General features: G+C 63.0%; 17 protein-coding genes. 11 read left to right on the top strand and 6 right to left on the bottom strand.

Going from position 1 to position 12,513, the window contains the following annotated elements:
• Positions 1–21: 21 nt before the first annotated feature.
• Complete coding sequence (locus tag NP945_RS25260) at positions 22–288, bottom strand: DUF1488 domain-containing protein (RefSeq protein ID WP_127269692.1); 267 nt, start codon at positions 286–288, stop codon at positions 22–24.
• Positions 285–533, bottom strand: coding sequence for a hypothetical protein (locus NP945_RS25255; protein WP_127269690.1), 249 nt, complete (start codon positions 531–533; stop codon positions 285–287). The genes NP945_RS25260 and NP945_RS25255 overlap by 4 nt, the downstream gene beginning before the upstream one ends.
• Before the next feature lie 250 nt (positions 534–783).
• On the opposite strand from NP945_RS25255, the gene groES reads away from it, so the two are divergent.
• From groES to NP945_RS25240, 3 genes are all read left to right on the top strand, one after another.
• Positions 784–1,122 (top strand): co-chaperone GroES, encoded by a 339-nt coding sequence (gene groES / locus NP945_RS25250; protein ID WP_127383388.1) that lies wholly within the window; start codon positions 784–786, stop codon positions 1,120–1,122.
• A gap of 33 nt (positions 1,123–1,155) precedes the next feature.
• Entirely contained in the window at positions 1,156–2,787 is a 1,632-nt protein-coding gene (groL, locus tag NP945_RS25245) for a chaperonin GroEL (protein ID WP_127255944.1), read from the top strand.
• A 262-nt stretch (positions 2,788–3,049) separates the two neighbouring features.
• Positions 3,050–3,547, top strand: coding sequence for a GAF domain-containing protein (locus tag NP945_RS25240; protein ID WP_127271638.1), 498 nt, complete (start codon positions 3,050–3,052; stop codon positions 3,545–3,547).
• Between the two features lie 13 nt (positions 3,548–3,560).
• Here NP945_RS25240 and NP945_RS25235 read toward each other — a convergent pair whose 3' ends face one another.
• From NP945_RS25235 to NP945_RS25225, 3 genes are all read right to left on the bottom strand, one after another.
• Complete coding sequence (locus NP945_RS25235) at positions 3,561–4,616, bottom strand: YeiH family protein (protein WP_256747863.1); 1,056 nt, start codon at positions 4,614–4,616, stop codon at positions 3,561–3,563.
• Positions 4,617–4,739: 123 nt separating this feature from the next.
• The gene (locus NP945_RS25230) at positions 4,740–5,117 is read right to left on the bottom strand and encodes an ester cyclase (protein ID WP_256747862.1); all 378 of its coding nucleotides are present in this window, start codon (positions 5,115–5,117) and stop codon (positions 4,740–4,742) included.
• A 151-nt stretch (positions 5,118–5,268) separates the two neighbouring features.
• Entirely contained in the window at positions 5,269–6,162 is an 894-nt protein-coding gene (locus tag NP945_RS25225; RefSeq protein ID WP_256747861.1) for a LysR family transcriptional regulator, read from the bottom strand.
• Between the two features lie 153 nt (positions 6,163–6,315).
• Here NP945_RS25225 and NP945_RS25220 point away from each other — a divergent pair, with 153 nt between their 5' ends.
• The 8 genes from NP945_RS25220 (at position 6,316) to NP945_RS25185 (ending at position 12,220) form a co-directional block, all read left to right on the top strand.
• Complete coding sequence (locus NP945_RS25220; RefSeq protein ID WP_256747860.1) at positions 6,316–6,711, top strand: cupin domain-containing protein; 396 nt, start codon at positions 6,316–6,318, stop codon at positions 6,709–6,711.
• A gap of 57 nt (positions 6,712–6,768) precedes the next feature.
• A complete protein-coding gene (locus NP945_RS25215) occupies positions 6,769–7,104 on the top strand; it encodes a carboxymuconolactone decarboxylase family protein (protein WP_256747859.1) in 336 nt (111 codons plus the stop codon).
• Between the two features lie 5 nt (positions 7,105–7,109).
• Positions 7,110–8,099: an aldo/keto reductase gene (locus NP945_RS25210; RefSeq protein WP_256747858.1), complete on the top strand. Its 990-nt coding sequence runs from the start codon at positions 7,110–7,112 to the stop codon at positions 8,097–8,099.
• Between the two features lie 54 nt (positions 8,100–8,153).
• Positions 8,154–8,723: a flavodoxin gene (locus NP945_RS25205; protein WP_256747857.1), complete on the top strand. Its 570-nt coding sequence runs from the start codon at positions 8,154–8,156 to the stop codon at positions 8,721–8,723.
• 64 nt (positions 8,724–8,787) lie between these two features.
• A complete protein-coding gene (locus NP945_RS25200; protein WP_128362937.1) occupies positions 8,788–9,528 on the top strand; it encodes an SDR family oxidoreductase in 741 nt (246 codons plus the stop codon).
• Positions 9,529–9,746: 218 nt separating this feature from the next.
• Positions 9,747–10,226, top strand: coding sequence for a GNAT family N-acetyltransferase (locus NP945_RS25195; protein ID WP_128288590.1), 480 nt, complete (start codon positions 9,747–9,749; stop codon positions 10,224–10,226).
• Between the two features lie 15 nt (positions 10,227–10,241).
• Positions 10,242–10,625, top strand: coding sequence for an ACT domain-containing protein (locus NP945_RS25190; RefSeq protein WP_256747856.1), 384 nt, complete (start codon positions 10,242–10,244; stop codon positions 10,623–10,625).
• Between the two features lie 161 nt (positions 10,626–10,786).
• Positions 10,787–12,220, top strand: coding sequence for an aldehyde dehydrogenase family protein (locus tag NP945_RS25185; protein WP_256747855.1), 1,434 nt, complete (start codon positions 10,787–10,789; stop codon positions 12,218–12,220).
• Positions 12,221–12,276: 56 nt separating this feature from the next.
• Here NP945_RS25185 and NP945_RS25180 read toward each other — a convergent pair.
• On the bottom strand, positions 12,277–12,513 hold a 237-nt coding region (locus tag NP945_RS25180; protein WP_256747854.1), incomplete at its 5' end, for a hypothetical protein.

Below are 12,513 nucleotides of genomic sequence, written 5' to 3'. Positions count from 1 at the left end.
CAGCGCCAACTCGCCGCCATTTCAGCCGAAATCGGCCGCCGTCAGCACATACATGCTCTTGCGGGTGCGGTCGTAGGCCTTCGACGCCACCTCGCGGATGGCGCTGCTCTCGGTGTCGAATGTCTGGAGATAACCGGCTTCATCGGCAGCAGTGCCCGGCCGCATCTTGGCCATGGCGTCGGCAGCGACGGAAAATGAGATCTGGAACATGCCGTCATGGCCGACGAAACGAATGCGCTGGCCCGCTTCGTCATAGCTGCGGCTGGGGTTGGGGAAGGTGAGGCTCATGTCTTGGCCTCCGTGGCTTTCTTGGTCGCCCGCTTCTTCTTCGGCGTAGGATTGAGGGCCTCGGCGACACGATCGGCCTCTTCCTTGGCCAGCCGAAGCTCCCTCAGCCTTGCCGTCTTGATCTCCCTGGCTCTTGCCTCGGACATATATTCGGCGGTCGCCTTGTTTTTCTCCGCTGTCTTCTTCTGCTTGTCGACAAAGCGGGCTTCAGCTTTTTCCATGATCGTCTGATTGCCTTCGGCCATCGAAGAAATCTCCCTTGTGCCTGAAATCGTGAAAGTGAACTTGTCCGATAAATAGGCACTCGATCGGCAAAATTCAATCTTTTGAATTATTTGACATTCTGCGGATATCACGAAACGGCCAGCTGAAATAATACTTTTGAATATTTAATTTGGCCCGCGAATAATTTTTGGCACTCCTATCTATCGAGTGCCAACGCGTCTATAGAGGAGGGGCGTGGCCGCCTGTGCCGGCCCCAGAAAGAAAGTTCCCATGAAATTTCGGCCACTCCACGACCGCGTCGTCATTCGTCGCGCCGAAGGCGATATCAAATCCAAGGGCGGGATCATCATCCCCGACACTGCCAAGGAAAAGCCGCAGGAGGGCGAAGTCATCGCCGTCGGCCCTGGCGCACGCGACGAAAACGGCACGCTTGTTCCGCTCGACGTCAGGGCCGGCGACTTCATCCTGTTCGGCAAATGGTCGGGCACCGAGGTCAAGATCGACGGCGAGGACCTTCTGATCATGAAGGAAGCCGACATCATGGGCGTTATCGACAAGAGCGAGACGGCCGCAACCGACAAGACCGTGGCCGCCAAGAAAGCTGCCTGACCTCATTTTCTCCGAACGAACTGGATAAAAATCATGTCTGCCAAGGAAATCAAATTCTCCACCGACGCGCGCGACCGCATGCTGCGCGGCGTCGAGATCCTCACCAATGCGGTGAAGGTCACGCTCGGCCCCAAGGGCCGCAACGTCATCATCGACAAGGCCTATGGCGCGCCGCGCATCACCAAGGACGGCGTCACCGTCGCCAAGGAAATCGAGCTTGCCGACAAGTTCGAGAACATGGGCGCCCAGATGGTGCGCGAAGTGGCCTCGAAGACCAACGACCTCGCCGGTGACGGCACCACCACCGCCACGGTGCTGGCCGCCTCGATCCTGCGCGAAGGCGCCAAGCTGGTCGCCGCCGGCATGAACCCCATGGATTTGAAGCGCGGCATCGACCAGGCGGTTTCCGCCGTGGTCAAGGAAATCCAGGCGCGCGCCAAGAAGGTCAAGTCGTCGGCCGAGATCGCACAGGTCGGCACCATCGCCGCCAATGGCGATGCCAGCGTCGGCGAGATGATCGCCAAGGCGATGGACAAGGTCGGCAATGACGGCGTCATCACCGTCGAGGAAGCCAAGACGGCCGAGACCGAACTCGACGTCGTCGAAGGCATGCAGTTCGACCGCGGTTATCTCTCGCCCTATTTCGTCACCAATGCCGACAAGATGCGCGTCGAGTTGGAAGAGCCCTACATCCTCATCCACGAGAAGAAGCTCGGCAATCTGCAGGCGATGCTGCCGATCCTTGAAGCGGTGGTGCAGAGCGGCAGGCCGCTGCTGATCATCTCCGAGGACGTCGAGGGCGAGGCTCTGGCGACGCTGGTCGTCAACAAGCTGCGCGGCGGCCTCAAGGTCGCGGCCGTCAAGGCGCCGGGCTTCGGCGATCGCCGCAAGGCAATGCTGGAAGACATCGCCGTGCTGACATCAGGCCAGATGATCTCGGAAGACCTCGGCATCAAGCTCGAAAACGTCACCATCGAGATGCTCGGCCGCGCCAAGCGTGTGCTGATCGAGAAGGACACCACCACGATCATCGACGGGGCCGGCACCAAGGCGACCATCCAGGCGCGCGTCGCCCAGATCAAGGGCCAGATCGAGGAGACGACCTCCGACTACGACAAGGAAAAGCTGCAGGAGCGGCTGGCCAAGCTCTCCGGCGGCGTAGCCGTCATCCGCGTCGGCGGCGTCACCGAGTCGGAAGTCAAGGAAAAGAAGGACCGCATCGACGATGCGCTGAACGCCACCCGCGCGGCGGTCGAGGAAGGCATCGTGCCCGGCGGCGGCGTGGCTCTGCTGCGTGCCCGCTCGGTGCTTGGCGGCCTGACCGGCGCCAATGCCGATGTCACGGCCGGTATCACGATCGTGCTTAGGGCGCTTGAAGCGCCGATCCGCCAGATCGCCGAGAATTCCGGCGTCGAGGGCTCCATCGTCGTCGGCAAGCTCACCGACAGCAAGGACCACAATCAGGGTTTTGACGCCCAGAACGAGGTCTATGTCGACATGATCAAGGCAGGCATCGTGGATCCGGCGAAAGTGGTGCGCACCGCACTGCAGGATGCCGGTTCGATCGCAGCCCTCCTGATCACCGCCGAAGCGATGATCACCGACATCCCGGCCAAGGATGCCGCGCCTGCGGGTGGCGGCGGTGGCGGCATGGGCGGCTACTAAAACCCAGGACTTGTTCGACCTGTTTGAGATGTGAATGGCGGCCCCCGATCGGGGCCGTCATGATTCTCAAGATGATCCATCGCAAAGTTTACGCATAGCTGCCTTGCCGACCGGCTCAGCGCCGGGAGGCAATCCTGATCTTGCGGCTTTCGGAGAGGACGCAATCCACGCTAGACTGTCCAGGCGGCCGTCTGGTTGCGGAGCTCGCCGGACTTTGGCAAGCGATCGGACGAACCGCCATCCCCTATACGGAGACACGTTCATGTTTGCGGCCAAGGCCATCGACACCTCAGACAAGGCCGCGTTCTACCGCGACCTCGCCACTCAGCTTAAGGCGCTGCTCGACGGCGAGCGCGATTCGATCGCCAACGCCGCCAACACCGCAGCACTCATCTTCCAGATGGTGCCGGACCTCAACTGGGCCGGGTTCTATTTCCTGCAATCGGACGAGGAAATGGTACTCGGGCCGTTCCAGGGCAAGCCAGCCTGCGTGCGCATCGCCGTCGGCAAGGGCGTGTGCGGAACGGCGGTCGAACTCGGCACCTCGATGCTGATCAAGGACGTGCATGATTTTCCCGGCCACATCGCCTGCGATGCCGACTCGCGCTCGGAACTGGTGGTGCTGCTCGAGGACGATGAAGGCGTCTTCGGCGTGCTCGATCTCGACAGCCCGCTGCCCGGCCGCTTCGACAAGGCCGACCAGGCCGGCATCGAGACGCTGGCGGCGATCTATGCCGCGTCGAGTTCGTTCGAGGACTGAGGCCCGGTTTAGACTAGGTGAATTTCACCAGCATCAGGCTGAAGCAGCCGATGAACAGGAAGGCCGAGAAGGCGAGCGCCAGCGGGCGCAGGCCGCGCGAGCGCAGCTGCGAGATGTCGGCCTGCAGGCCCATGGCGGCCAGCCCCATGGTCAGCATGATGGTGGTGGCGAGCGCCATGGCCGACTTCACCTCGGCTGGCACCGTGACGAGGCTGTTCAGCGCCACGATGGCGACAAAGGCGGCGACGAACCACGGCATGGGCGGCCGCGCCGCTACCTCACTGCTGCTCCTGCGGCGCGCCATCAGGCCGAGCGCGACGACCATCGGCGCCAGCATGGTGACGCGGGTCAGCTTGGCGACGGTAGCGATCTCGCCGGACTGGGTGCCGTTCTGGAAGCCAGCGCCAATGACTTGCGCCACTTCATGGATCGAGGCGCCGGCCCACAGGCCGAAAGCGTGCTGGTCGAGGCCGAGCAGGGGCGCCATGAGCGGGAAGCCGAGCATGGCGACGGTGCCGAACAAGGTGATCGAGGCGACGGCGTAGGTGACGTCCTCGTCGCGCGCATCGGTGACGATGTTGGTGGCGACGATGGCCGAGGCGCCGCAGATCGAGGTGCCGGCGGCGATCAGCTGCGCCAGCTTGGCGTCGACGCCGATCAGCCGACCGAGCGTGATGGTGAAAACGAAGGTGGCGCCAAGCGTCGCCGCGACAATGCCGACGCCGCCGGCGCCGATCGAGATCACCTGGCCCAGCGTCAGCTGGAAGCCGAGCAGAACGATGGCGAAGCGCAGCAGGCGCTTTTGCGAGAATGCGATCCCGGCTTTGGCGTGCACCGGTGTGCCCAGCACGTTGGAGTAGATCATGCCGGCAACGACGGCAAGGATCATCGGGCTGAACAAAGCGAAGCCGGAGACGTTGCGGGCCGAGAAGGCGACCGCAGTGATCATCGTGACCAAGACGATGCCGGGGACGATGCCATTCCAGTTGAGGGATTTTCGCCCTTGTGTCAGATCGGCAGGAAACGCGCTTTTCGGAATATCGTTCGCGAAGTGGGAAACGGAAGACAATGCAATGCTCCAGGGGGGTGTGCCGGAGGAATGCCATTCCTCAAATAATCTTTCCAACGAATTATTTTCGTCATAATGATCGATTTTTACGAACGATCGGCGTCATCTTCTGGCCGGCCTGAATTAAAGCTGCGCTTCGATGGCCGCCTTGTCGATCACCGACCAGACGTTCCTGATCCTGTCGTCGAGGAATTCATAGAAGACGTTCTCGCTGAAGGACACCTTCCCGCCGTTGATGGGCAGGCCGAAGAAGGTTCCCTTCGGCGTGCAGTTGAACTGGAGCCGGCTGGCTATGAACGGCGGTTCGGCGATCAGCAGTTGGATGTCGAAATAGAGGTCTGGGATCTCCCGAAAATCGCGCTCCAGCATTTCTTGATATCCCGACAGCCCGACGCGGTCGCCATTGTAGTGCACCTCGTCATGAACGAAGCGATTCAGCTTCTGCCAGTCCTGATTGTTGAGGCAGGCGATGTAGCCTCGATAAAGGTCGGTCACGGTCACGGCGATAGCTCCGGATTTCGTCAGATCTGCTCGATCCGGAAGATAGAACGACGGCGGGCACAGTCCAGATGGAGAGCCTGTTCCCGAATCGGGATGGGGCTCTATCTGCTCGTTTTGAGCATGATCTTTTTCGGAAACCCGGTTTCCTGTTCTAGCCTCGGTAGCGCAGCGCGTCGACCAGCAGCGAGAAGGCCGGCGTCGCTTGCCGGCGGCTGGGGTAATAGAGATGGTAGCCGGGGAAAGGCGCGCACCAGTCGGCGAGCACCCGCACCAGCCGGCCGTCGGCCAGATGGGCCGTTACCTGTTCCTCCGGCAGATAGGCAAGGCCGAGGCCGGCGAGCACCGCGTTCATGCGCAGCGCGGACGTATTGAACACCAACTGGCCCTCGACCCGCACTTTCAGCTCGCGCCCGGCCTTCTCGAACTCCCAGGCGTAGAGCCCGCCATAGGTGGGCAGCCGCAGATTGATGCAATTGTGGGTGGTCAGGTCCTGTGGCGTGCGCGGTTTCGGCCATTTGGCGAAATAGGCCGGCGATCCGACCACCGCCATGCGCATGTCGGGGCCGATGCGCACCGCGATCATGTCGCGCGCCACCTGTTCGCCCAGCCGCACGCCGGCGTCGAAGCGCTCGGCAACGATGTCGGTCAGGCTGTAGTCGACGATGATCTCGACTTTGATGTCGGGGTAGTCGGGCAGGAATGTCGCCAGGGCAGGCCACAGGATCGCATCGGCGGCATGCTCCCCGGCGGTGATGCGGATGGTGCCGGCGGGTTTTTCGCGCAAGGCGCTGAGTGCCGCGATCTCGGCCTCGATCTCATCGAGCCTCGGCCCCACGGTGCGAGCCAGCCGCTCGCCGGCTTCGGTGGGCGACACGCTGCGCGTGGTGCGAGTCAGGAGCCGTACGCCCAGCCGCTCCTCCAGCGCCCGCACCGTGTGGCTGAGCGCCGATTGGGAAACCCCGAGCTTGGCCGCCGCCCTGGTGAAGCTTTCCTCGCGCGCGACGGCGAGGAATGCGGTTAGCTCATTCAGATTGTCTCGCGGCATTCATGAGCCCCTTTCATAAGATCATGCTGGATATAGCACCTAATCGGCACCAATCGCAGACCCTAGATAGGCGTCATCACACCGGGCGCCTCTACCGGCAGCCTCTGAAGACCGGCGGTCGTGTCACGCCTGTTGCCAGGAAGGGACAAAACCATGGACATCACGCGAAACGGCTCTCAAGCCTCGGCCAGGGGATCGGCCGATTATTTCACCGGCGCGGTGCGCATCGACGCGCCGTTCAAGGGCAGCGAGCCCGCCCGCGTCGGCGGCGCCACCGTGACTTTCGAGCCCGGTGCGCGCACCGCCTGGCACACGCATCCGCTTGGCCAGACGCTGATCGTCCTCTCGGGCGCCGGCCTGGTGCAGCGCGAGGGCGGCCCGATCAAACCGATCCTGCCCGGCGACATCGTCTGGTTCGCGCCCGGAGAGAAGCATTGGCATGGCGCCGCGCCGACCACCGCGATGAGCCACATCGCTATCGCCGAAGCGCTCGACGGCAAGGTCGTCGACTGGCTGGAGCATGTCAGCGACGAACAATACGGGGTTTGACCAAGTATCGGCGCGTGGCGCCGAGTTCAACGCCCGAACTCTACGAAGGAGACCACCATGACCGACGTTCCAAGGCTGAAAAGCCCATTCTCCGATATCGCTCCGGCGCTCGGCAGATACACAGACGATGTGTTGTTCGGCGACGTTTGGGAGCGCCCCGGCCTATCGCCGCGGGACCGCAGCCTCGTCACCGTCACCAGCCTGATTTCGGGCTACCGGATCAACGAAATGCCTTTCCACATGAAGCGCGCGCTCGACAATGGCGTCACCCGCGACGAACTCATCGAAACCATTACGCATCTCGCCTTCTACGCCGGATGGCCCGTTGCAAGCACTGCGATCGGCATTGCCCGCAAGGTCTTCGAACAAGCCGACGCCGAGAAGAAGGGATAACGACAATGCAGATGCGCACACTTGGAAACAGCGGTCTCGACGTTTCGGCCATCGGGCTCGGCTGCATGGGAATGAGCCAGTCATACGGGCAGCCGATGGAGACGGCGGATGCAGTCCACCTGATCAGGGCGGCGTTCGAACGTGGCATCACCTTCTTCGACACCGCGGAGGTCTATGGACCGTTCACGAACGAGGAGGTCGTCGGCGAGGCGCTGCAGCCGATCCGCGACCAGGTGGTGATCGCCACCAAATTCGGCATCGACATCGCCGGGACAGCCGGACATGATGGCATGGACAGCCGGCCGCAGCATATTCGTGACGTCGTCGAGGCCTCGCTCAGGCGGCTGAGGACCGACCACATAGACCTCCTATACCAGCACCGCGTCGATCCGGTCGTGCCGATCGAAGAGGTGGCGGGCGCTGTGAAGGACTTGATCAGCCAAGGCAAGGTGAAGCATTTCGGTCTCTCCGAGGCGGGCGTACGCACGATCCGGCGCGCGCATGCGGTACAGCCGGTCGCCGCGGTCCAGAGCGAATATTCGCTCTGGTGGCGTGAACCGGAAGAGGCGATCCTGCCGGTGCTTGAAGAACTGGGGATCGGCTTCGTGCCCTTCAGCCCGCTGGGCAAGGGGTTCCTCACCGGCGCCATCGATGCCAGCACGACGTTCGACAGCAGCGACTTCCGCAACACCGTGCCGCGTTTTGCGGAAGACGCCCGCAAGGCGAACCAGGCGCTGGTCGACGCGATCGGCGTGATCGCTGCCGAGAAGAAGGCGACATCAGCACAGGTCGCTCTCGCCTGGCTGCTGGCGCAGAAGCCCTGGATCGTTCCGATCCCCGGCACCACCAAGCTCAATCGCCTCGAAGAGAACATCGCGTCGGCCATCATCGCGCTGACGGCGGACGATCTTGCCGACATCGAGAATGCGGTCTCGGCGATCGCGGTGAAGGGAGCGCGCTATTCTCCGCAACAGGAAGCAAGGATCGATCGCTAGAGCCATGCGCAGGAGAGCCATATGCGTCAACCGGTCTCAAGACGAGGTGCACTGATGACCATGCTTGCACTGCCTTTGGGCGCCGGATTGAGTCCCGGATCGAGCCGGCCCGCCAGAGCGTCGAGCGCGCGACTGGCGGGCGGTGCCAAGGGGCTGGTGGCCTACTACACCCGCACCGGCAACACGCGGGTCATCGCGGCCCAGATCAGCAGGGCTCTGGGAGCGGATATTTTCGAGATCGCGACCGTCGATCCCTACCCGGAAGACTACAAGCAGCAGGTTGCGGTGGCGGAGCAGCAGCGGGAGTCCGGTTTCGAACCGGCGCTGGCCGCCACGGTGCCTGATATCGGAACCTACGAGACGGTGTTCCTCGGATTTCCGATCTGGGGCATGACCGCGCCTTCGGTGATCCGCTCCTTCCTGTCGAAACACGATCTGGCCGGCAAGACCTTGGTGCCGTTCATCACCCATGGCGGCTACGGAACAGGGCAGAGCCTGAAAGTCCTCGCAGATCATGCACCAGGGGCTCGGCTCATCGAGGGTTTTTCCAAGCAGTGCGACCAGGAACGCCAGACGCTTGAAGAGGTCACCGGCTGGCTCGGTCGGGTCGAATTGCCCGGCTGAGCCGCCAACGCGACCGCCCAGGCTGCCGGGGGCAGCGAAGCCAAAGATCAGAAGGAAAAGAATCATGGCCGAGAACATCAGGGACAAAGTCGTCGTCATCACTGGCGCCAGCAGCGGGCTGGGCGAAGCCGCCGCACGGCTTCTGGCCAGGGAGGGCGCGAAACTGGTGCTGGGCGCACGCCGCCTCGACCGGTTGCAGGCGCTGGCCGGCGCGCTTTCACTTGGCGAGGGCGCCATCCTTCAGACCGACGTCACCGATGTCGGCCAGGTCCGGCGTCTGGTCGACCATGCGGTCAAGACGCACGGCCGCGTCGACGTCGTCATCAACAATGCCGGCCTGATGCCGCACTCGCCACTGGAGCGCGGCAAGGTCGAGGACTGGGACCGCATGATCGACGTCAACATCAAGGGCGTGCTCTACGGCATTGCCGCGGCACTGCCGCACATGAAGACGCAGAAAAGCGGCCACATCATCAACGTGTCGTCGGTCGCCGGCCACAAGGTCGGGCCGGGCGGAGCGGTCTATGCCGCGACCAAGCACGCGGTGCGCATCATCTCGGAAGGTCTGCGCCAGGAAGTGAAACCCTACAACGTCCGCACCACCATCATCTCGCCCGGTGCCGTGGCGACCGAACTGCCCGGCAGCGTCACCGAGCCCGATGTCGCCGAGGGCGTACGCGCACTCTACGACCGGGTGGCCATTCCGGCCGATTCTTTTGCCAGGACGGTGGTGTTCGCCATGAGCCAGCCCGACGAGGTCGACATTAACGAGATATTGTTCCGGCCGACGGCGCAGGAATACTAGAAGCCGTTGTAGGTGTCTTGACGCGCCGCGCTTCCTGTTCCAGCTTGGCGCCATGTTCTTCCTCGCGCCCACCAACACCAAGCGACGTCGCCCCTGCACAATGCGGAGCGGCAGACTGATTGCGCGACGACAAAGACCGGCAGGATAGACCCGGTTCGTTCGTTTCCAGCCCCGCCCGCGAAACCGCCGGCGGGGTTTTTCATGTCTGGAGCACTTTGATGACCAACAATTTTTCCATCCGGCTTCGGCCGGCCGAGCCCGCTGACGCCGCCGCGATCCGGGATATCGTTCGTGCCGCCTATGCCAAATGGGTGCCGGTGATCGGCCGCGAGCCGCTGCCTATGCGCGCCGACTATGACAAGGCCGTTGCCGAGCATCCGTTCGATCTCGCCGTCGAGGATGATCGGATCGTCGGGATGATCGAAACCGTGCTGGCCGAGGACCACCTGTGGATCGAGAATGTCTGCGTGGCACCGGATGCGCAGGGAAGGGGGATTGGCCGGTTGTTGCTGGAGCTTGCCGAGCGCAAGGCGATCGAAGCAGGACGTGCCGAGCTTCGTCTGCTGACCAATGGCGCGTTCGCGGCGAATGTGTCGCTGTACAAGAGGCAGGGCTATATCGTGGACCGGGAAGAGCCGTTCATGAACGGTATGACGGTCCACATGAGCAAGAAGCTGGCGGGATCACCGGCGATCTGAGGGAGGGGTTCGACAATGGCCATCTGCGTCAGGCTCAAACAACTCCCAGGGTTTTACGCGGTTGCCCGGCTGGCGGCGGGGGAGACCATCCCCGGTTGGGCGGACGGGCCAGGCTTCGTCAGCATCACAAGGACTGACGACGAGCTTTCGATCGTTTGCCTGCAGGATCGTGTGCCGGATAGTGTCAGGCAGGACGGTGACTGGGTGGCCTTCAAACTCGTGGGCCCGTTTGCCTTCGACGAAACCGGTATCGTGCTCTCGGTCATCAGGCCGTTGTCGGAAAACGGGCTGGGCATCTTCCTGGTGTCCACTTTCGATGGCGACCATCTGTTGGTGAAAGCGACGGATCAGGCCGCGGCGAGGCGGTTTCTGGTCGAGGCCGGGCATATCCTGCTGTAGTCCATCCTCACCAAGCCGGTTGCTGGCCCAACCGCTCTGGCTCAATCACTGCCGCACTGGCTCAACCACTTCGGGGGTTGCGTTTGACAGCGGCGTTTGTGCATCGTTATCTCCAGCCAGATATGACGGCCCGGCGCGACGATGCGGCCAAGGAGAAAACCATGTCACACAATCTGCAGTTCTATATCGATGGCGCGTGGGTCGATCCTGTTGTGCCCAACACATTCGACGTCATCGATCCCTCGAATGAGGATGCCTTCGCGCAGATTTCGCTCGGCTCCAAGGCCGATGTCGACAAGGCGGTCGCCGCCGCCAGGCACGCCTTCGACAGCTTTGGTTTCACCGAGGTTGGCGAGCGGCTCGACCTCTTGAACCGCATCGTCGCCGTCTACAAGAAGCGCAGCGCCGATCTTGCTGTCGCTGTGTCGCGCGAAATGGGCGCGCCGCGCCAGATGGCGTTGGACAGCCAGGTCGGCATCGGTCTTGCGCATCTGCAGAAGATGGCCGACGTGCTGAAGACTTTCGAATTCCGCCACGTCAAGGGCAACCATCTGGTGGTCAAGGAGCCGATCGGCGTCGTCGGGCTGATCACGCCGTGGAACTGGCCGCTCAACCAGATCACCTGCAAGGTCGGCCCGGCGCTTGCTGCCGGCTGCACCATGGTGCTGAAGCCCTCCGAGATCGCGCCGCTCGACGCCATCATCTTCGCCGAAATCCTCGACGAGGCCGGCGTGCCGAAGGGCGTCTTCAACCTCGTCAATGGCGACGGACCGGGCGTCGGCCAGGCGCTGTCCAGCCATCCTGACATCGACATGATGTCGTTCACCGGTTCAACCCGTGCCGGCATCCTGGTGGCCAAGGCCGCCGCCGACACGGTCAAGCGCGTGCATCAGGAGCTTGGCGGCAAGTCGGCCAACATCCTGTTCGGGGATGTCGACCTCGCAAGCGCCGTCAGCAAGGGCGTCGCCGGCTGCTTCAGCAACAGCGGCCAGTCCTGCAACGCGCCGACGCGCATGTTCGTGCCGCGCGACCGTCATGACGAGGCAGCCGGCTATGCCAAGGCGGCTGCGGAAAAGTTCACCGTCGGCCCCGCCGACGCCGCCGGCACCAAGCTCGGCCCGGTCGTCAGCCAGGTCCAGTTCGACAAGATCCAGGACCTGATCCAGGCCGGCATCGATGAAGGTGCGACGCTGGTCGCCGGCGGCCCCGGCCGTCCGGCCGAACTCAATCGCGGCTATTACGTCAGGCCGACGGTGTTCGCCGACGTCACCCACGACATGCGCATCGCGCGCGAGGAGATCTTTGGGCCGGTGCTGGCGATCATGCCCTACGACAGCGTCGACGAAGTGGTCGAGACCGCCAACGACACCGTCTACGGTCTCGCCTCCTACATCCAGGCCAAGGACATGAAGAAGGCGCGCGAAGTCGCGGCGCGCATGCGCACCGGCAATGTCTACATCAACTATCCCCAGTGGGACGCCGGCCTGCCGTTCGGCGGCTACAAGCAGTCCGGCAATGGCCGCGAATATGCCGAATACGGGCTCGAGGATTTTTTGGAGATCAAGGGCATCGCGGGGTATGAGGCGGCGGAGTAAAATTGGTCAGGGCGCGCCACGATATGTGGCGCGCTGTCCGTCCGGTATCGCCGAGGTCAGCGCCGCCTCTCATTGCCCTGCCGGGCATTTCTCCCCGTATAGTGACGGGGGAGAAAGACGCCGTCATGGACGGTTTCGCCAATCTCCAATGTTGCAGAATAGGCGCCAGCGATGCGGCCATCTGTCCAGCCGATAGATGGGTAACAGTTTGAACCGGATAGATAGGTAACAGTTTTCCCCCTTATGATGGGTTCGCGGCAGCGCCAAACGGTTGGGTTGGCGCGGCGCTGCGG

Origin of the sequence: Mesorhizobium sp. LMG17149, assembly GCF_024518695.1 — a bacterium.
In the GTDB taxonomy this organism is placed as follows: Bacteria; Pseudomonadota; Alphaproteobacteria; order Rhizobiales; family Rhizobiaceae; genus Mesorhizobium.
The sequence above is the reverse complement of the archived record's forward strand: the minus strand, read 5'-3'. Positions and strand labels throughout refer to the sequence as shown.

What these genes read in the sequence shown, in the direction of transcription:
- groES (WP_127383388.1), top strand. Translation starts at nt 784, where the DNA reads ATGAAATTTCGGCCACTCCACGACCGCGTCGTCATTCGTCGCGCCGAA.
- NP945_RS25190 (WP_256747856.1), top strand. Translation starts at nt 10,242, where the DNA reads ATGGCCATCTGCGTCAGGCTCAAACAACTCCCAGGGTTTTACGCGGTT.
- NP945_RS25200 (WP_128362937.1), top strand. Translation starts at nt 8,788, where the DNA reads ATGGCCGAGAACATCAGGGACAAAGTCGTCGTCATCACTGGCGCCAGC.
- groL (WP_127255944.1), top strand. Translation starts at nt 1,156, where the DNA reads ATGTCTGCCAAGGAAATCAAATTCTCCACCGACGCGCGCGACCGCATG.
- NP945_RS25255 (WP_127269690.1), bottom strand. Translation starts at nt 533, where the DNA reads ATGGCCGAAGGCAATCAGACGATCATGGAAAAAGCTGAAGCCCGCTTT.
- NP945_RS25195 (WP_128288590.1), top strand. Translation starts at nt 9,747, where the DNA reads ATGACCAACAATTTTTCCATCCGGCTTCGGCCGGCCGAGCCCGCTGAC.
- NP945_RS25225 (WP_256747861.1), bottom strand. Translation starts at nt 6,162, where the DNA reads ATGCCGCGAGACAATCTGAATGAGCTAACCGCATTCCTCGCCGTCGCG.
- NP945_RS25220 (WP_256747860.1), top strand. Translation starts at nt 6,316, where the DNA reads ATGGACATCACGCGAAACGGCTCTCAAGCCTCGGCCAGGGGATCGGCC.
- NP945_RS25205 (WP_256747857.1), top strand. Translation starts at nt 8,154, where the DNA reads ATGACCATGCTTGCACTGCCTTTGGGCGCCGGATTGAGTCCCGGATCG.
- NP945_RS25260 (WP_127269692.1), bottom strand. Translation starts at nt 288, where the DNA reads ATGAGCCTCACCTTCCCCAACCCCAGCCGCAGCTATGACGAAGCGGGC.
- NP945_RS25240 (WP_127271638.1), top strand. Translation starts at nt 3,050, where the DNA reads ATGTTTGCGGCCAAGGCCATCGACACCTCAGACAAGGCCGCGTTCTAC.
- NP945_RS25185 (WP_256747855.1), top strand. Translation starts at nt 10,787, where the DNA reads ATGTCACACAATCTGCAGTTCTATATCGATGGCGCGTGGGTCGATCCT.
- NP945_RS25215 (WP_256747859.1), top strand. Translation starts at nt 6,769, where the DNA reads ATGACCGACGTTCCAAGGCTGAAAAGCCCATTCTCCGATATCGCTCCG.
- NP945_RS25210 (WP_256747858.1), top strand. Translation starts at nt 7,110, where the DNA reads ATGCAGATGCGCACACTTGGAAACAGCGGTCTCGACGTTTCGGCCATC.